Below are 17,758 nucleotides of genomic sequence, written 5' to 3'. Positions count from 1 at the left end.
ACACATGACCGAAGACGACACGCAGACGTTCGATTCGACAGTATACTACGACGAAGACGCCGACGAGGAGGCGATCGCCCACAAGACCGTGGCCGTACTCGGCTACGGCTCGCAGGGCCACGCCCACGCCCAGAACCTCGCCGAGAGCGGGGTCGACGTGGTCGTCGGCCTCCGCGAGGACAGCTCTTCCCGGAGTGCCGCCGAGAGCGACGGGCTCCGGGTGGAGGCGCCCGCGGACGCGGCCGCCGAGGCCGACATCGTGAGCGTGCTCGTGCCCGACACGGTCCAGCCGGACGTGTACGAGAACGCGATCGAGCCGAACCTGGAGGCGGGCGACACGCTCCAGTTCGCGCACGGGTTCAACATCCACTACAACCAGATCCAGCCGCCCGAGGACGTCGACGTGACGATGGTCGCACCGAAGTCGCCGGGCCACCTCGTCCGCCGGAACTACGAGAACGACGAAGGGACGCCCGGGCTGCTGGCCATTTATCAGGACGCGACCGGCGACGCCCACGACGAGGGGCTCGCGTACGCGGCCGCGATCGGCTGCACCCGCGCCGGCGTCGTCGAGACGTCGTTCCGCGAGGAGACAGAGACCGACCTGTTCGGCGAGCAGGCCGTCCTCTGTGGCGGCGTCACCTCGCTCGTGAAGCAGGGCTACGAGACGCTCGTCGACGCGGGCTACTCGCCAGAGATGGCGTACTTCGAGTGTCTCAACGAGCTCAAGCTCATCGTCGACCTGATGTACGAAGACGGGCTCGGCGGCATGTGGGACTCCGTCTCCGACACCGCCGAGTACGGCGGGCTCACGCAGGGCGACGTCGTCGTCGACGAACACGCCCGCGAGAACATGGAGGAAGTACTGGAGAAGGTCCAGAACGGCGAGTTTGCCCGCGAGTGGATCGCGGAGAACCAGGCGGGACGGCCCTCCTACACACAGCTCCGAACCGCGGAGAAGAACCACGAGATCGAGGCCGTCGGCGAGGAGCTTCGCGGCCTGTTCGCGTGGCAAGAGGAGGGCGAGGAAGACGAAGAGGACAGCGCCGAGGTGACCGCCTGATGGGTGTACGCGGCGACGCGAACCGTCTCTGTGAGACCCCGCACACCACGCGTCACGTAGGTGTCTCCCGATGAGCGAGGGGACGCTGTACGACAAGGTGTGGGACCGACACACGGTGACGCGGCTGCCCACCGGACAGGACCAGCTGTTCGTCGGCCTCCACCTCGTCCACGAGGTCACTAGCCCGCAGGCGTTCGGCATGCTGCGAGAGCGCGAGCAGGGCGTCGCGTTCCCGAAACGCACGCACGCGACCGTCGATCACATCGTGCCGACCGGGAACCGCGACCGGCCCTACCGCGACGATGCGGCCGAGAACATGATGGCGGAGTTAGAAGAGAACGTCCGCGGCTCGGGTATCGACTTCTCTGACCCCGACTCCGGCGATCAGGGGATCGTCCACGTCATCGGGCCGGAGCAGGGGCTCACCCAGCCGGGAATGACTATCGTCTGTGGCGACTCGCACACGTCGACGCACGGCGCGTTCGGCGCGCTGGCGTTCGGCATCGGCACGTCGCAGATCCGCGACGTGCTGGCGACCGGCTGTGTCGCGATGGAGAAACAGAAGGTCCGCAAGATCGAGGTCACGGGCGAGCTCGGCGAGGGCGTCACCGCGAAGGACATCATCCTGACGATCATCGGGGAGCTCGGGACCGACGGCGGCGTCGGCTACGTGTACGAGTACGCCGGCGAGGCCATCGAGGATCTGGGCATGGAGGGACGGATGTCTATCTGTAACATGTCGATCGAGGGCGGTGCCCGCGCGGGCTACGTCAACCCCGACGAGACCACCTACGAGTGGCTAGAAGGGACAGACGCCTTCGAAGACGATCCGGAGGAGTTCGAGCGGCTGAAACCCTACTGGGAGTCGATCCGGACCGACGACGACGCCGAGTACGACGACGTGGTCACGATCGACGGGTCGGCGATCGAACCGACCGTGACGTGGGGGACCACGCCCGGCCAGACGGCCGGGATCACCGAACCGATCCCGGACCCCGACGACCTGCCCGAGGAGGACCGCGACACGGCGCGGCGCGCGCAGAAGCACATGCGCGTCGAACCGGGCGACACGATGGAGGGGTACGACATCGACGTGGCGTTCCTCGGATCGTGTACCAACGCGCGGCTGAAGGACCTCCGCGAGGCCGCGGCGTTCGTCGAGGGCCGCGAGGTCGACGACGACGTGCGCGCGATGGTCGTCCCCGGTAGCCAGCGGGTCCGCGACGCCGCCGAAGCGGAAGGACTCGACGAGGTGTTTAAACAGGCGGGCTTCGACTGGCGCGAGCCCGGCTGTTCGATGTGTCTCGGCATGAACGACGACCAGCTGGTGGGCGACGAGGCGAGCGCCTCCTCGTCGAACCGGAACTTCGTCGGCCGACAGGGCTCGAAGGACGGGCGCACCGTGCTGATGAGTCCGATCATGGTCGCGGCCGCGGCGGTGACCGGCGAGGTCACTGACGTTCGCGAGATGGAGGAGGTGGCGACCGTATGAGCTCTCCCGAGTTCAGCGACGGCGAGGCGCCGGCCGAGAAGGTCACCGAGGTCTCCGGCACCGGAATCCCGGTCCGGGGCAACGATATCGACACCGATCAGATCATCCCGGCGCGGTTCATGAAGGTCGTTACCTTCGACGGGCTGGGACAGTTCTCCTTCTTCGACCTGCGGTTCGACGACGAGGACAACGAGAAGGACCACCCGTTCAACGAGGAGAAGTATCAGGGCGCGAACGTCTTAGTCGTCAACGCGAACTTCGGCTGCGGTTCGTCGCGCGAACACGCCCCGCAGGCGCTGATGCGCTGGGGGATCGACGCGGTCGTCGGGGAGTCGTTCGCGGAGATCTTCGCGGGCAACTGCCTCGCGCTCGGTGTTCCCACGGTCACGGCCGACCAGGGAGACATTGAGGCGCTGCAGGACTACGTCGAGGCCAACCCGGACGCCGAGGTCGACATCGACGTGGCGGCGGAGACGATCACCTACGGCGACACCGTGATCGACGCGACGGTCCACGACGCCCAGCGAAAGGCGCTCGTCGAGGGCGTCTGGGACACCACGGCGCTGATGGGCGCGAATAAGGGTGCGGTCCGCGAGACCGCCCGGTCGCTGCCGTACGTTCCGGCCGAGCACATCCCGGAGGACGAGGCGTGAGCCACGAGGTCGTCGTCATCGAGGGCGACGGGATCGGCCGCGAGGTCACCCCCGCCGCCGTCGAGGTATTGGAGGCGCTCCCCGTCGACTTCGAGTTCGTTCAGGGCGACGCGGGCGACGCGGTGAAAGAGCGGACGGGGGAAGCGCTCCCCGCTGAGACCTATGAACTCGCCGCAGACGCCGATGCGACGCTGTTCGGTGCGGCCGGGGAGACGGCCGCCGACGTCATCCTGCCGCTGCGGGACGCTGTCGACTCGTTCGTCAACGTCCGGCCCGCGAAGGCGCACCCCGGCGTCGACGCGCTCCGGCCGGAGACGGACGTCGTCTTCCTCCGCGAGAACACCGAGGGCGTCTACTCGGGCCACGAGGACCGCCTGAGCGACGACCTCTCGACGCTGACGCGGGTCGTCACCTCGTCAGCCTCCCGCGAGCTGGCGGCGTTCGCCTGCGAGTTCGTCGACGACGGGCGAGGCCCCGCCGGTGACCCGGATGAGGGCTTCACCGTCGCGCACAAGGCGAACGTCATGCGAGAGACGGACGGCCGCTTCCGCGAGGAGGTACTCGCGGTCGCCGACGAGCGCGGCGTCGACGCCAACGAGGAGCTGATGGACGCGTTCGCGACGAAGCTCCCCCTCGACCCGACCCAGTACGGCGTGATCGTCTGCCCGAACCTCGCGGGTGACGTGCTCTCCGATCTGGCGGCCGGCCTCGTCGGCGGGCTCGGGCTGCTCCCGTCGGCGAACATCGGCCACGACAACGCGCTGTTCGAGCCGGTCCACGGGACCGCGCCCGACATCGCGGGCGAGGGGATCGCGAACCCGACGGCGGCGATCCTGTCGGCCGCCATGCTGCTGGAGTACCTCGGTCACGACGAGGAAGGGCAGCGCGTCCGAGACGCTGTGGAAGGCGTTCTCTCTGACGGCCCGCGCACCGGTGACCTCGGCGGCGACGCGACGACCGACGAGGTCACCGCGGCGATCGTCGACCGGCTATAAGCCAACTGTCACTTCGGCCCCATCTTGATCGCCGCCCCGCCCGTGACCGCGGGCGAACCACAAGACAAGAAACCCTGCGGCCCGTCGTTCCGGGTATGAGCAACTACGAAGTCGCGATGGAAGCAGCCTGGTTGGTCCGCGATGTCAAGGAGACCGACGACGCCATCGGCGTCGCGGTCAGCGAAGCCGGCAAGCGACTCAACGAGACGGACAAGCAGTACGTCGAGGTCGAACCCGGCGTCACCGGCTGTCCGGCCTGCGGCGAGCCGTTCGACGCCGCGTTCCTCGCCGCGAACACCGCGCTAGTCGGGCTCCTCTTGGAGATCGACATCTTCAACGCCGACAGCGAGGAGCACGCGGAGCGCATCGCGAAAAGCGAGGTCGGCGGTGCGCTGCGGGACGTCCCGCTCGATGTTATCGAAGTCATAGAGACCGACGGCGACGAAGACGGCGACGACAAGTAGGATCTGCGATCGATGTGACCGACGCGATCGACGCGATCGACGAGCCCGTCACGATCGACGTGACCGTCCGACCGTCATCGTGATCTTGGTCGCCATATCAGTCGTTGCCGAAACCTTTTCTAATAACCTCGAGTTATCCAGCGTATGGAACTCCCGACGCCACAGGACCTCCGCGAGCGGCGGACCACGTTGGAGCTGACGCAGAGCGAGCTTGCGGACGCGGCGGACGTCTCGCAGCCGCTCATCGCGCGGATAGAGGGCGGCGACGTCGATCCGCGGCTTTCGACGCTCCGCCGGATCGTCAACGCGCTTCAGGAGGCAGAGGGCGAGGTCGTTCGCGCGAGCGACTTGATGAACGAGACGGTGATCAGCGTCGCCCCCGATGACGCGGTACACGGGGCGGTCGAGCTGATGGAAGAGGAAGCCTACTCGCAGCTTCCGGTGCTCCAAAACGGTGTTCCCGTCGGGTCGATCAGTCAGAGCGACGTGGTCCACGCGGGCGAGAACGTGGGCGACCACCCGGTCAGTGAGGTGATGAGCGAGTCGTTCCCCACCGTCGCGCCGAGCGCGACCGTCGACGAGGTCCGGAACCTCCTCGACCATTATAAGGCGGTGATGGTGACCGACGGCGGCGAGACGGTCGGGATCCTCACCGAAGCCGACATCGCGGCGCACCTCTCGTAAAAGGTCGCTCGTCCCGCGACTACTCTTCTCGTCGCTCCGAGAGCCGCTCCCAGATCTCCGTACAGCCGGCACCGTCCTCGATGTCGTTGAGGTGGGCTGTGCCGTCGTCGGGTTCGGAGTTTGTCTCTCTCTCCGCGTCTGCCCCGTTTTCGAGGTCTCTCCGATCGTCGTCGGTCGCCCGGGAGTCGCCTCGCTCGGTCATCGTCTCACCAGGTCGTCGCCGAAGAGCTCCGGTGCGACATCCGCGGAGGCGTGCTGTCGGTACTCGCGGTCGTTGAGCGGATTGGCGGGTCGATCGTCGGTCGGTGCGGGAACCGAATCAGTCATCACGCCGAGGTAAGCGAGGGTCGGATATAAGGATCTGTACACCCGTAAATCGAACCACTGTTCCCAGATACCGGATTACTCGTCCGGTAGTTTGGACGCCGGTTTGAGGGTATATCGCGCCGTAGTCCGTCGATCTGGTGGTGTAACGACGTCATCGAAACGGTCGCGGATTGCGACCACCGTCACGCATTGGGTCGTCGCGGGCGGATCTGGGGTGTGACCACTCGTTTGCGCGTCCTCGACGATGGGGCGTGGATCTCCGTCAACGACAGTCGAGAAGTCCGTGTCAGCGAACTGTGGCGACTCGACGCGCCTGATTTCTGTGAGTGCGCGCTTGCGGATCTCGTCGTCGAGAACTTCCAGTCAGTCGGTGTCGACGCCTCGACGGTAGAGGCGCGAGTCTACGGCCAGTGTATCGCGTGCGGGGCGACCGGAACGACCGGATGGGTCCCGATCGGTCGGGTAGACGGGGGTGAGTTCGCCGAATTCGCCCGCTCTGCGGTCCGGTCTTCGCAGGATCACTCGCCTCGGCAACACGTGCCGGATCGCTGAAGCACCGGGGAAGGTTGACTCGACGCGGTCGCCTTTGTGGGTGTCGAGTGTAGACCGGATCGATGCCAACAGACGTCGAGAACTGGAAATCGGAGGCGTACGGGCGGGAGGTCCGCGACCGCTTGTTCGAGTTCGCCGAGGAGGGGTACGAGTCTATCCCGGACGACGAGCGTGACGCATGGTTCGAGCGCTTCAAGTGGTGGGGGTTGTACCACCAGCGGAACGGCCAGGAGGGGTACTTCATGATGCGGATCGGGACCCCGAACGGCGTGCTCGAACCGGGACAGCTCCGAACCGTCGGGGAGATCGCCGACGAGTACGCGCGCGGGCCCGGGACGAACCCGATCTTCGGCGACGCGTACGCCGACTTCACCACCCGACAGTCGATCCAGCTCCACTGGATCGAGCTCTCGGACGTCCCGGCGATCTTCGAGACGCTCGCGGAAAACGGGCTCTCGACACAACAGGCCTGCGGCGACTCTTGGCGCAACATCGTCGGGAACCCGGTCGCCGGGAAGGACGGCCAGGAGGTGATCGACGCGTGGCCGGTGATTCGGAACCTCAACGAGACGTTCAAAGGGAACGAGGACCACGCGAATCTCCCGCGGAAGTGGAAGGTGTCCGTGACCGGGTCCGCCGACGGCTCCGGCCAGGGCGACATCAACGACCTCGCGTTCGAGCCCGCGTACAAGTCGGTCGGGGGGGACGGAGAAGGCGACGAGACCGAGGACACCGTCGGCTTCAACGTTCGCGTCGGCGGTGGACTCGCGCGCAACGAGCCGCGGCTCGCCCGCGACATCGACGTCTGGGTGCCGCCGGAGCAGGTCCCCGACGTCGCCGGCGGGCTCTCCGCGCTGTTCCGCGACTACGGCGACCGCGAGGACCGGTACAACGCGCGGGTGAAGTTCCTCGTCGACGAGTGGGGCGCAGAGACGGTCCGCGAGACGCTTCAAGAGGAGTACGTCGACTTCGAGCTCGAAGCCGCGGGTCGCGACGTTCGCGAGGAGTACACCTACAACGCCGGTGAGGGCGAGCGCAACGATCTGATCGGCGTTCACGATCAGAAGGACGGACGGAACTTCGTCGGGCTGAACGTGCTCGTCGGGCGGATGGGCGCGGCCGATGTCCTCGATCTCGCTGACCTCGCTGACGAGTACGGCTCCGGTGAGGTCCGGCTCTCACAGCGTCAGAACGTCATCGTCACCGACGTGCCCGACGAGGCGCTCGACGATTTCCTCGACGAGCCGCTGCTCGACCACTACTCGCCCGACCCCTCGCCGTTCATGCGCGGCTCGGTCGCGTGTACCGGCACGGAGTTCTGCTCGCTGTCGATCGTCGAGACGAAGAACCGCCAGGTTCGGTTCGCCCGTTGGCTGAAGGCCAACGTCGACCTCCCGGCCGGCGTCGACGAGTTCCACATTCACCTCTCCGGGTGTACCGCCTCGTGCGCGCAGCCGCAGATCGCCGACGTGAGTCTGCGCGGGATGAAGACCCGCAAGGACGGCGACCCCGTCGAGGCGCTCGACGTGGGGCTCGGCGGCGGGCTCGGCGAGAACCCGCAGTTCGCCCGGTGGGTCACCCAGCGCGTGCCCGTCGACGAGGTGCCCGGCGCGATCGCGAACCTTGTCGAGAGCTTCGCCGCCGAGCGCGACGAGGGCGAGTCGTTCCGGGCGTTCGTCGCCCGGCACGACGACGACGAGCTGGACGCCCTCGTGGAGCCTGAGGAGACCGACTACGAGGACCCGATGATGCACAACACGAAGCGCACCTGGTACCCGTACGCCGAGGACGACGCGATGGAGGACGCGCCGTCGACGCCGGCGGACGACTGACGATGCCCGCTCGACTGCTCCGCGTGAACGCGTACACGACGCTTGACCTGGTCGACGGTCGCGCACGCGGCCACGAGTTCGAGGCCGACGCGCCCGGCGTCGTGAACGTCACCGCGCCCCGCGAGGACCCCGAACACGTCACGTTAGAAGTCGAACTCGATAACGCGGCGATCGACGACCTCACCGCCCACGCCGACGAGATCGACCTCTCGCCCGCGCAGGCACGGACCCTCGCCGATGCGCTGGAGTCGACGGCGGACCGCGTCGAGGCCGCACAGAACGACGAGGACGACTTATAAATGGACACTGCGGCGGCGCGCGCCTGTGAGCGGCCGCCTGTGGCGGCCGTGAGGGGCGCCGCGCGAGGGACGCGGCGAACGAAGTGAGCCGCGAGGCTGGGGAGGTGTGAGGTGCGGTTGCGGTGCGGAGCAGGGTGGGGTGGGACTCAAAGGGGCAGCCGCGATTTTTGCGAGCGGAGCGAGCGGGATCACGAACGTCCTACCTGCTCGCTTCGCTGCGCGGGCTGCGACGTTCGGAGGTCCTCGCGGCTGGGGCTTTGGCGGTGTTCGTCGCCGATCTGTTGTCAAATATTTATAAACAATCGACTGGGAATTCGAAACAATTCACCGCGCGAGCGACGACTTATCAGTGAACACCCGGGGGCTCTCTAGATGGGGTCCCCACGCCAGCGCCCGCTTATAAGCGACCGGCCACAGTGTCGACAGCAACCGGATCCTCGTCGGCGGGAACCGGATTCCCGTCGACAGCAGTCATCTATAACTCTAATCCGCGGATCGCGACGCTCCCCTCGTCGTCCTCACCGTTTTCTACGCGCCCGATCACGCGCCCGTCGGTCTCGTCGGCCAGCGAGTCGGCGTCGTCGGGATCGACCGCCGCGACGAAGCCGGTCCCCATGTTGAACGTCCGGTGCATCTCCTCGTCGGAGACGTTCCCTTCGGACCGCACGAACTCGAAGACGGGTTGGGGATCGAAGGCGTCGTCGACGACGTACCGATTCGCGCCCAGCCGCGTCAGGTTAGTCCACCCGCCGCCGGTGACGTGGGCCGCGCCGCGCACACCGTGTTCCCGCATCGGATCGAGCAGGTCGGTGTAGATCCGGGTCGGCTCCAGTAAGGCCTCCCCGACCGTTTCGTACCCGTCGAACGGGCACGGGTCGGTGTACGCGTGTTCGCGGGTCGCGGCCTCGCGCGCGAGCGTGAGCCCGTTCGAGTGGATGCCGGAGGAGCGCCAGCCGACCAGCGCGTCGCCCGGCTCCGCTGCGCCGTCGAAGACGGCGTCCTTGGCGGCGAGCCCGGCGCAGGTCCCGGCCAGGTCGAGTCCGCGAATCACGTCGGGCATCACCGCGGTCTCCCCGCCGACGAGCTCCATGTCGGCGAGTTCGGCGCCGCGCGAGAGCCCCTCGCCGACCTGCTCTGCGAACCGCTCGTCCGGCTCGTCGACGGCGAGGTAGTCGACGAACGCGACGGGGCGGACGCCGGCGGCGACGAGGTCGTTGACGTTCATCGCGATGCAGTCGATCCCGACCGTCGAGTAGTCGCCGAGCGCCTCTGCGACGAGGAGCTTCGTCCCGACTCCGTCGGTCGCGAGCGCGAGGTACCGGTCACCGATATCGAGGAGCCCGGCGTAGTCGCCCTCGCCCTCGCCCTCGCCGACCGCGCCGATCAGCGCCGCGGTCGCCGCCTCGCTGGCGTCGATGTCGACGCCGGCGTCGGCGTAGGTGAGTTCGTCGTCGGTGTCGCTCGCCGGTTCTCCGTCGCCCCCGCTTCCACTCCCGTCGTCTCCGTCGTCGCCCTCGGTCATGTGTGTCGAGGGACGCCCGCGGAGCAAAAGCGCACCGTTCCGGCGGAGGCGGTCAACGGGGCGGAGGGTTCTACCCCCCTCGGCCTCAGAACGGCCCGCCGAAGCCGAGTCTGCCGACGAACACGAGCCCGACCGTGAGCAGCGCGGAGAGGACGAAGCTGGCGGCCCATACGCCCTTGCTCCATCCCATCACGGTCTTCCCGTCGAGGGGGCCGTACGGGATCAGGTTGAACGCCGCGAGGAAGACGTTGATCGCGATCCCGCGTTCGCCGATCAGGGTGAGTACGGGGCTCCCGACGACCGGGCCGAGCAGGAGCGCCGGCAGGAACACGAGCGTGAGCAGGAGGTTGACGACCGGTCCGGCCAGCGCGATATGGCCGTGCTCGCGGGGCGTCAGCCGGCCGCGGTGGTGGACCGCGCCGGGCGCGGCGAAAATGAACCCGAGGAGCGAGCTCATCACGGCCAAAAACAGCATGCCGTTGTCCGCGCGGAACTCGGCGACTTGGTCGTAGTGGACCGCGACGACCTTGTGGGCGATTTCGTGGAGGAGGAACGCGACGCCCGCAGTGAGCAGTCCGACCAGTAGCGGCGGGACGACGCCGGCCGCGAGCAGCCGATCGAAGCCGGCAGTGCCGTTCACGAAGAAGAACGTGAACGCGACGCCGAGCGCGAGCCACGCGACCAGCAGGTCGCGGATCTCGGTCCCGCTGAAGTAGAGCCCGGCGATCCGACGGCCCTGAAGGGCTCCGCTCATGCGCTCACCCCGCTACCGTACCGAGTCATGCCCCACCCGTGACCGCGCTCCGGATCAGCTCCGCGCCGGTGCGTGCCCCCTCGATCATCAGCCGACTCACCTCGTCGACGCCGCCCACGTCGCCGAACATCGCGGGGATGACATACACCGCGAACAGGAAGCTCGCGACGATGCTGCCGATGTTCGTCATCGCGACCACGACGATGAGCTTGAACAAGGGCACGTCGAGCATCGCGGAGACCAGCTGTGAGGGCGACTGCGTCTCGTCGGAAAGCAGTTCGTTGAGCTGCCCGATATCGCCGACGTTCACGGTGAGATGCCGGAGCTCGACGTAGCCGGTGAACCAGCCGGGCGCGAGCACCGGGTTGATCGACGTCATCCACGCGACCGCCCCGCCAACCCCGGCGGAGGTCCAGCGCGCGCCGGCGAGCTTCGCGAACGCGAACGCGAACACGCCGTTGATCAGGAACCACGCCCCGAACAGCCGGAACAGGAACGCGTTCTCCACGCCGGCGAGCGCGAGCAGGACGAAAAAGCCCACGAACCCGACGGTGATCGCGTAGCCGATCGCCTTCTTCCACGGGAGCCCGCGCCCGCGCTCCTTCCCGACGAGGTCCTCCATCGGCGGGAGCGACGCGGGCTCTGCGAGGTAGCCTTCGATCCCCGCACGGTGGCCCGCGCCGACGACGGCGACCACGTTGTACCCGGACTCGCGGAGGGCGACGAGTCGGTGGGCGATGAAGGCGTCGCGCTCGTCGATGAGCGCCTCCGCGCCGCCCGGGGAGAACTGGCGGAACTCCTCCATCATCATCGTCACCACGTCGGTGTCGGTCAGGTCCTCCATTCCCAGCTCCTCGATCCCACCGTGTTCGGGCTCGTCGCTCCCCCGCCCCACGACGCTCATCGCGAGCGACGCGACCACCCCGAGCGTCAGGCCGAGCGAGATCCCGAGCCCGAGGCTCCCGATCGCCGTCACGGCGAACCCGCCGAGGTACGTCGCGACGAGCCCGTCGAGCGCGCCGACTGCGGCAGCGGCGATTCCGGCTGTGACACCGAGTCCCGCCGCGGCGTAGAGGCGTCCGTCGGGCGAGAGCGCGGCCTTACCGACCTGATCGACGGCGATCGCGACCGCGACCGCGGCGATCACACCGCCGGTGACGCTCGTCAACAGGGCGTCGGTGACGCCGACGCTCCCGCCGAACAGCCCGATCACCGGACCGGCGAGAATTCCGACGAACAACCCGATTAACACGCCGACGACCCGAGAGTCGGTGACGCCGAACGCCAGCCCGCCCACCATCCGCAGCTTCTCGGTGATCGTCATCCGGGCCCAGAAGCGCTGGATCGTCGTCTGGATGTCTCGATCGACTAACGCCACGTCGATACCGAGCCCCTCGGCGACGTCGATTGCAGCGCGCATGTCGGCGCCGGGCTCGATGTCGAAGCGGTCGCCGAGCTGGGTCTGGACGTACGACAGCATCCAGTACGCGAGGAACTGGAAGACGGTGTTGCCCCGAAGTAGGTCGCTCGCGTCCAGATCGTCTGGACCCTCGCCGTTCATCTGGCGGTACCGCCCCTCGTCGAGTTCGACGGCGACCACGTCAGGGCGCTCGCGCTCGATCGTCTCCTCGACCTCGTCGACCGACTGCTTGGAGACGTGCGCGGTGCCGACCACGGTCACCGAGCCGGAGTCGCCGGGAGGCGCTCCGACCGCGCCGCTCGCAGGGGCACCCTCGCCGCTGGTCGACCCCGAGTCGCTCGCCGTCGGCGCCGGGTTGCTCGCCGTCGGCACCGGGTCGCTCGCCGTCGGGGGCGGGGACCCGCCGTCGGATCCCCCTGGCGTCTCTGTCATTGCCACGACGTACTCCGTCGCCGCGTTTAGGGTTTGTGAGTCGGTGAGCGCGCGTCGCCCCTCGACGATCCAACAAATTTGTATCCTCACGGGGCAGAGTGGGCGTGTATGTCGCGGCTGTTGCCCTCCCTCCCCGACGCAACCCCCGAGGACAGAGAACCCCGGGTGGTCGGCGTCGACGACGACGACGCAGACAAGCTCATCGCCGCCCTCGGCTCCGAGACGGCGCGAGAGATCCTCACGCGGCTCCACGACCGGCCGGCGACGAAATCGGAGCTCGCCGACGCCGTCGACACCTCGCTCCAGAACGTCCAGTATCACCTCTCGAAGCTCGACGCCGCCGACCTCGTCGACGTCGTCGACACGACATACTCCGAGAAGGGCCGGGAGATGGACGTGTACGCGGCCGCGGACGAGCCGCTCGTGCTGTTCGCCGGGGGGTCGGAGGAGTCGCACGGGATCAAGTCGGCCCTGATGCGACTGCTCGGCGGCTACGGGATCATCGGGCTGGCGGCGGTTGCAGCCCAACAGGTCCTCTCCGTGACGGGACCGACCGCCCGCGTGTCGGAGAGTACGGGCGGGGGTGCCGGCGGCGACGCCGCAACCGAAGACGCGGCAGACGGCCCCTCCATCGAGACGGCCCCGGATGTCGATGGCGGTGGCGGAGGCGGCGAGATCGACGGCACCGTCGAGTACGTCGTCGACCCGCTGGCGGAGTACGCCGTCTCGCTGCTGGAACCCGGGGTCGTCTTCTTCCTCGGCGCCGCGCTCGTGTTCACGGTCGGCTGGGCGTACTGGTACTGGGGCGACCGCTAACGGAGTGTGCGCCGTCAGAGAACGGTCCTGGCCGCCTTCGACCTCGCTCGCGTGGGACAGCTATTCATATCGCCGTCGCCACACTCCGATATGGAATACGAAGCCGAAGTGGTGGGAGTCGGAGCGGGCTCCGCACCCGGCGGCGACGTGCCGGCGGTCATCCTCTCCGCGCGCGACGAGTACGTCCCGATATTCGTCAGCACCGATCAGGCGCAGTCGATCGGGATGGCGCTGGAGGGCGAACCGTTCGACCGACCGCTGACGCACGACCTCCTCGTCGAGATTCTCACCGAGTTCGGCGGCGCGATCGACCGCGTCCGGGTCGATGACCTCCGAGACGGCACCTTCTACGCGAAGGTCGACGCCGAGCGGTACGAGGACGGCGAACCGGAACAGTTCGTCTTCGACGCGCGTCCGTCCGACGCGCTCGCGCTCGCCGTCCGGATCGACTGCCCGATCGTCGTCTCCGACGAAGTGATCGACGAGGCGGGCCGTTCACAGGACTCAGTCCGGTTCGACGACGGAACGCAAGAGGGAGCCTGACGCCCGCGCTGCCCACGGTCCGCCGCCGGTCAAGAGCTTCAAGTCGCACGCCGTCTCACCGACCGCATGGACGAGACGGCGACGGTCGCGGAGTCGTACACCGAGATGACCGAACTGCTGTTGCCGAACGACACGAACAACCTCGGGCGAGCGCTCGGGGGCGCGGTCCTCCACTGGATGGACATCTGCGGGGCCATCGCCGGGATGCGCTTTTCGAACCGACAGGTCGTCACCGCCTCGATGGACCACGTCGACTTCATCTCGCCCATCGAGATGGGCGAGGTCGCCGTGATAGAGGGATACGTGTTCAACGTGGGGACCACGAGTCTCGACGTGAAGGTCCACGTCAGCGCGGAGAATCCCCGAACCGACGAGCGCCGGCGGACGACGACCTCTTACTTCACGTTCGTCGCGCTCGACGAGGAAGGGGCCCCGGCGAGCGTTCCAGATCTAACTGCGCCCACCGAGGAGGAGGAGGCGCTTCGCGACGACGCGGTCGAGGGGCGACGCGAACAGCTCCGAAGCGTGGCCGAACGGTACGATCTGTAGGCGACGAGACGATCGTTCTCGACGGCTCACCGAGTCGCGCTGGCGTCGTCGACCGCTTCCGCCGATCCGCGGGCCACGTCGACCCGACCGTCGGTGCCCACGACCGCGGACTCGTGTGCCTCGCGGACCCGCGCGGCGAAGTCGGCAGCGGCGTCGGCGTCGGTGTCGGTGTCGGCGTCGGCACCCGCCGAGAGGTGACTTTCACAGTCGCAGTCGGACGCCCCGAAGCCGTCGACCGGGCCCGCCGGGAGTCGAGTCGCGACCGCGCACTCCACGTCGGCGCCGACGCTCCGAACGACGCGGTCGATCCGGGCGTCGGGGTGGCCGAGCAGGTGGTCGACGTGCCAGTGGCGCACGTCGTGTTCATTCCCGGCGGTCCGGCGGTGACGGTCGACGCGAGAGAACCCTCCGCTGCCGAGCGCGCTGCCCGTGTAGGCGTAGACGCCGGGATCGAACTGTTGGACCCCGAGCGCGCCGACCTCGACCGTCGCTGGCGACGCGAGGTCGATGAGGAGGGTGTAGGTGCCGCCGTCTGAGTCCGCCGAATCTCCTTTGTTTCCGCTCTCGTTCACGACAGCGCCTCCGGTCGCTCGCTCGCCGCCGGGCGGAGGTCGTCGACGAGGTCGCTCGCGTCGTCGGTGAGCCGATACGTCTCGTGAACGTCGGCTGGGTCGCGACCGCGGCCCGATAGCGCTCCGACGACGCCGGCGATCCGGTCGTAGTTGTCGCGAACGAGGCCGCCGACAATCCCCGGAGTGCCGGCGCGTTCGGCCAGCTCCTGAGCCGCCGAGCGGCCGGCGTACACCCGTCGCTCGTCCGGGTCGACGAACACCATCGCGAACGGGCGGGAGCCGAACTGCGCGTCGAGGAACGGCCCCACGGGCTCGGCCTCCCACGGGACCGCTTCGACGCCCTCCAGCCGCCGGAGCGCGACGGCCGCGACCGAGCAGTACGGGCAGTCGCCGTCGAAGATCAGCACCGGCGCATCCGGGTCGGTATCCATACCTGAAAGTACGTGTTCTGTCGGCTTAAGGTGCCGGCCGAAGCCGGTACAGTATAAAAAGGGCGGCGCGTCGAACGCGGCTGCCCGATCAGTGCGAGTGACCGAGCGCGTCTTCGAGCGACTGCCCGAAGCGCTCCTCGAACAGCTCCGCGGCGGTGTCGTTCATCTCCTCGATGTCGTCGGGCACCTCGCCCTCGCTGTGGTGGGCGATGACGTGCGCCTGCTGGGCCATCGCCTGCACCACTACGTCGCTGACGACGCGTGTCGGCTCCTCGCCCTGCTGGCTGAGCACGTCGACGAGGCCGGCGGGCAGTTCGAACGACTCCTCGTTGCCGTTGGGGTCGGTGACCGTGTAGGTCTCGGTATCTCCCATACGTTCGGATCGGGACCGGTACATAAGGGTCTGTGGAAAGCGGTCGCGGTTTCCCTGCGAGCGGTCGCGGTTCGTCCTCACTCGTGCGCCGGACGCGCCCTTTTCAGTGCGCCGAGATCGCCTTCACGGAGAAGCCGGAGCCGACGATGGTCACGAGGTAGACGGCGATGGCCGTGATGACGATCGACCCCCCGGAGGGGAGCCCGAAGCCGATCGAGACGGCGAAGCCGCCGATCACCGATAGCTGTCCGAAGATCACCGCGAGGTACATCGTCTCGCGGAAGCTCCGAGCCATCTGGGAGGCGGCCGCGACCGGGACGACGAGCATCGCGGCGACGAGGATGACGCCGAGCACCTGCATCGCGCCGACGACGACGACCGCGGTCAACACCACGAGCAGGGTGTTGTAGCCGGTGACGTTGAGCTGTGCGACCCGCGCGGCCTGCTCGTCGAAGGTGATGAAGAGGAGCTGTTTGTACGTCAGCGCCACGCCGGCGACGACTATCAGGGAGAGCGCGCCCATCAGACGCGCCCCCTGCGGCGTGACGACGGCGAGGTTTCCGAACAGGTATCCCCGGATGTTGACCCCGGTGAGCCCGTCGCCGTAGCTGATGATCAACGTCCCGACCGCGAAGCTTCCGCTGAGCATGATCGCGATCGGCACGTCGCCGTAGGCGTCGGTGCGCTCGGTGAGCCACTGGACCACGAGCGCGCCGAGGATACCCACGACGAGCGCGACGAGCAGCAGCGAGCCGTTCCACCCGGTCGCGGACGTGACGAGGATGCCGATCGCGACGCCGGCAAAGGCGGTGTGTGCGAGCGTCTCGCCGATCAGCGCCATCTCGCGGTGGACGAGGAAGGAGCCGACGAGCGGGGCGACGACGCCGACGAGCACGCCGACCGCCATCGACTGCCACATGATCGGGTGTCGGAACACGTTCGTGCCGAATGCGGCGTCCATCCCCCGCCCGAGCGAGCGGAACGCGGCGTACAGCTCGCTCGCTACCGGGAGGTCCTGCGCCCAGTAGAGCAGGACGAACCCGAGCATGACGACAGCGACGACGCCCGTTGCCCCGATCCCGATGAGCTCTGCTGTCCGGCGGAGCCCGCGGTCGGGTCGAGACCGATCTCGGTCGGCGGCGGCTGGGTCCCCGCTCATCAGTGGTGGTGGTGGACGACCTGTCCGGCCGTGCCGTACGCCTCAGCGAGGGCGTCGCTCTCGACGAACGACTCGGTGTCCCCGTGGTGGTACAGCTCGGTGTTGATACAGGCGATGTGGTTCGCCCGGTCGGTGACGACGCCGATGTCGTGTTCGATGAGGATGACCGTGATCCCGTCGTCGTTCAGCTCGTCGAGGAGGGCGTAGAAGGCGTCGCGCGACTCGGCGTCGACGCCGACCGTCGGCTCGTCGAGCGCGAGCAGGTCCGCGTCGCTCGCGAGCGCCCGAGCGATGTACGCCCGCTGTTTCTGCCCGCCGGACAGCTCCGAGACGAGGCGGTCGGCGAGGTCGCCGATGCCGACCGTCTCGATCGCGTCGGCGACCGCGGCGCGGTCGGCTTTCGAGAGCCGCCCGCGACCGGCGTGCGCGAACCGGCCCATGGTGACGCACTCGCGGACGGTGACCGGCATCGCGCCGCCCCGACTCGTCGCCTTCTGTGAGACGTAGCCGATCCGCCCCCCGTCGTCGAACTCGTCGACCGGGCGGCCGAACAGCTCGACGGACCCCTCGTCGGGCTCGTGGAGCCCGAGCATGAGGTGGAGCAGGGTCGTCTTCCCGGAGCCGTTCGGGCCGACGAGCCCGAGGAAATCGCCCTCCTCGACCGTCAGAGAGACGTCGCTCACGGCGACGGTGTCGCCGTAGGCGAACGTCACGCCGTCGAGATCGACAGTTGCGGTCACTGGATGTACCTCACTTGGTTCGCCCGCACGTTTAGCTCTTTTAGTCCGTCGTCGCCCCGCCGCGATTCCGGCGGCGACTCGTCGCC

22 protein-coding genes are annotated in these 17,758 nt (G+C 68.1%); 12 read left to right on the top strand and 10 right to left on the bottom strand.

Features of this window, described 5'->3' with window-relative positions; all coding sequences use genetic code 11:
• Positions 1-4: 4 nt before the first annotated feature.
• The 6 genes from ilvC (at position 5) to ACNS88_RS03420 (ending at position 5,351) form a co-directional block, all read left to right on the top strand.
• Positions 5-1,063, top strand: a complete 1,059-nt coding sequence (gene ilvC, locus ACNS88_RS03445) for a ketol-acid reductoisomerase (protein ID WP_435093934.1) — start codon at positions 5-7, stop codon at positions 1,061-1,063.
• Positions 1,064-1,133: 70 nt separating this feature from the next.
• A complete protein-coding gene (gene leuC / locus ACNS88_RS03440; RefSeq protein WP_435093932.1) occupies positions 1,134-2,555 on the top strand; it encodes a 3-isopropylmalate dehydratase large subunit in 1,422 nt (473 codons plus the stop codon).
• Positions 2,552-3,208, top strand: coding sequence for a 3-isopropylmalate dehydratase small subunit (leuD, locus tag ACNS88_RS03435; protein WP_435093930.1), 657 nt, complete (start codon positions 2,552-2,554; stop codon positions 3,206-3,208). Before leuC ends, leuD begins: the two co-directional genes overlap by 4 nt.
• Complete coding sequence (locus ACNS88_RS03430) at positions 3,205-4,203, top strand: isocitrate/isopropylmalate family dehydrogenase (protein ID WP_435093928.1); 999 nt, start codon at positions 3,205-3,207, stop codon at positions 4,201-4,203. The genes leuD and ACNS88_RS03430 overlap by 4 nt, the downstream gene beginning before the upstream one ends.
• A 95-nt stretch (positions 4,204-4,298) precedes the next feature.
• Positions 4,299-4,667 carry a DUF555 domain-containing protein gene (locus ACNS88_RS03425; protein ID WP_435093926.1) on the top strand — a complete coding sequence of 123 codons (369 nt, stop codon included), beginning with the start codon at positions 4,299-4,301 and terminating at the stop codon, positions 4,665-4,667.
• A 144-nt stretch (positions 4,668-4,811) separates the two neighbouring features.
• Positions 4,812-5,351: a CBS domain-containing protein gene (locus tag ACNS88_RS03420; protein WP_435093924.1), complete on the top strand. Its 540-nt coding sequence runs from the start codon at positions 4,812-4,814 to the stop codon at positions 5,349-5,351.
• Positions 5,352-5,370: 19 nt separating this feature from the next.
• On the opposite strand, the gene ACNS88_RS03415 is transcribed toward ACNS88_RS03420, so the two are convergent.
• Both ACNS88_RS03415 and ACNS88_RS03410 read right to left on the bottom strand, forming a co-directional pair.
• Positions 5,371-5,553, bottom strand: coding sequence for a DUF8595 family protein (locus ACNS88_RS03415; protein ID WP_435093922.1), 183 nt, complete (start codon positions 5,551-5,553; stop codon positions 5,371-5,373).
• Positions 5,550-5,678, bottom strand: a complete 129-nt coding sequence (locus ACNS88_RS03410; protein ID WP_435093920.1) for a hypothetical protein — start codon at positions 5,676-5,678, stop codon at positions 5,550-5,552. Before ACNS88_RS03410 ends, ACNS88_RS03415 begins: the two co-directional genes overlap by 4 nt.
• A gap of 216 nt (positions 5,679-5,894) precedes the next feature.
• On the opposite strand from ACNS88_RS03410, the gene ACNS88_RS03405 reads away from it, so the two are divergent.
• The 3 genes from ACNS88_RS03405 (at position 5,895) to ACNS88_RS03395 (ending at position 8,361) form a co-directional block, all read left to right on the top strand.
• Positions 5,895-6,230: a DUF8134 family protein gene (locus tag ACNS88_RS03405; protein ID WP_435093918.1), complete on the top strand. Its 336-nt coding sequence runs from the start codon at positions 5,895-5,897 to the stop codon at positions 6,228-6,230.
• 62 nt (positions 6,231-6,292) lie between these two features.
• Entirely contained in the window at positions 6,293-8,062 is a 1,770-nt protein-coding gene (locus tag ACNS88_RS03400) for a nitrite/sulfite reductase (protein WP_435093916.1), read from the top strand.
• Positions 8,063-8,064: 2 nt separating this feature from the next.
• Positions 8,065-8,361 (top strand): DUF6360 family protein, encoded by a 297-nt coding sequence (locus ACNS88_RS03395; RefSeq protein WP_435093914.1) that lies wholly within the window; start codon positions 8,065-8,067, stop codon positions 8,359-8,361.
• Between the two features lie 475 nt (positions 8,362-8,836).
• Here the strand turns inward: ACNS88_RS03395 and purM are convergent, their stop codons facing one another.
• The 3 genes from purM to ACNS88_RS03380 form a co-directional block, all read right to left on the bottom strand.
• Positions 8,837-9,883, bottom strand: a complete 1,047-nt coding sequence (purM, locus tag ACNS88_RS03390; RefSeq protein WP_435093912.1) for a phosphoribosylformylglycinamidine cyclo-ligase — start codon at positions 9,881-9,883, stop codon at positions 8,837-8,839.
• Between the two features lie 85 nt (positions 9,884-9,968).
• Entirely contained in the window at positions 9,969-10,637 is a 669-nt protein-coding gene (locus tag ACNS88_RS03385) for a metalloprotease (protein WP_435093911.1), read from the bottom strand.
• 25 nt (positions 10,638-10,662) lie between these two features.
• Complete coding sequence (locus tag ACNS88_RS03380; RefSeq protein WP_435093909.1) at positions 10,663-12,489, bottom strand: TraB/GumN family protein; 1,827 nt, start codon at positions 12,487-12,489, stop codon at positions 10,663-10,665.
• Positions 12,490-12,597: 108 nt separating this feature from the next.
• On the opposite strand from ACNS88_RS03380, the gene ACNS88_RS03375 reads away from it, so the two are divergent.
• From ACNS88_RS03375 to ACNS88_RS03365, 3 genes are all read left to right on the top strand, one after another.
• The gene (locus ACNS88_RS03375) at positions 12,598-13,305 is read left to right on the top strand and encodes an ArsR/SmtB family transcription factor (protein ID WP_435093907.1); all 708 of its coding nucleotides are present in this window, start codon (positions 12,598-12,600) and stop codon (positions 13,303-13,305) included.
• Between the two features lie 90 nt (positions 13,306-13,395).
• Positions 13,396-13,848: a bifunctional nuclease family protein gene (locus tag ACNS88_RS03370; RefSeq protein WP_435093905.1), complete on the top strand. Its 453-nt coding sequence runs from the start codon at positions 13,396-13,398 to the stop codon at positions 13,846-13,848.
• 66 nt (positions 13,849-13,914) lie between these two features.
• Positions 13,915-14,397 carry an acyl-CoA thioesterase gene (locus tag ACNS88_RS03365; RefSeq protein ID WP_435093903.1) on the top strand — a complete coding sequence of 161 codons (483 nt, stop codon included), beginning with the start codon at positions 13,915-13,917 and terminating at the stop codon, positions 14,395-14,397.
• A 26-nt stretch (positions 14,398-14,423) separates the two neighbouring features.
• Here the strand turns inward: ACNS88_RS03365 and ACNS88_RS03360 are convergent, their stop codons facing one another.
• The 5 genes from ACNS88_RS03360 to ACNS88_RS03340 form a co-directional block, all read right to left on the bottom strand.
• Positions 14,424-14,969, bottom strand: coding sequence for a GIY-YIG nuclease family protein (locus ACNS88_RS03360; RefSeq protein ID WP_435093901.1), 546 nt, complete (start codon positions 14,967-14,969; stop codon positions 14,424-14,426).
• Positions 14,966-15,400, bottom strand: coding sequence for a thiol-disulfide oxidoreductase DCC family protein (locus ACNS88_RS03355; RefSeq protein WP_435093899.1), 435 nt, complete (start codon positions 15,398-15,400; stop codon positions 14,966-14,968). The genes ACNS88_RS03360 and ACNS88_RS03355 overlap by 4 nt, the downstream gene beginning before the upstream one ends.
• 88 nt (positions 15,401-15,488) lie before the next feature.
• On the bottom strand, positions 15,489-15,773 hold the full coding sequence (locus tag ACNS88_RS03350; RefSeq protein WP_435093897.1) for a DUF7545 family protein: 285 nt from the start codon (positions 15,771-15,773) through the stop codon (positions 15,489-15,491).
• Between the two features lie 103 nt (positions 15,774-15,876).
• The gene (locus ACNS88_RS03345) at positions 15,877-16,932 is read right to left on the bottom strand and encodes a metal ABC transporter permease (protein WP_435093895.1); all 1,056 of its coding nucleotides are present in this window, start codon (positions 16,930-16,932) and stop codon (positions 15,877-15,879) included.
• On the bottom strand, positions 16,932-17,672 hold the full coding sequence (locus tag ACNS88_RS03340; protein WP_435093893.1) for a metal ABC transporter ATP-binding protein: 741 nt from the start codon (positions 17,670-17,672) through the stop codon (positions 16,932-16,934). The genes ACNS88_RS03345 and ACNS88_RS03340 overlap by 1 nt, the downstream gene beginning before the upstream one ends.
• Positions 17,673-17,758 lie beyond the last annotated feature (86 nt).

It is taken from the genome of Halorubrum shenae (assembly GCF_051194165.1).
Taxonomy (GTDB): Archaea; Halobacteriota; Halobacteria; order Halobacteriales; family Haloferacaceae; genus Halorubrum.
The sequence above is the reverse complement of the archived record's forward strand: the minus strand, read 5'-3'. Positions and strand labels throughout refer to the sequence as shown.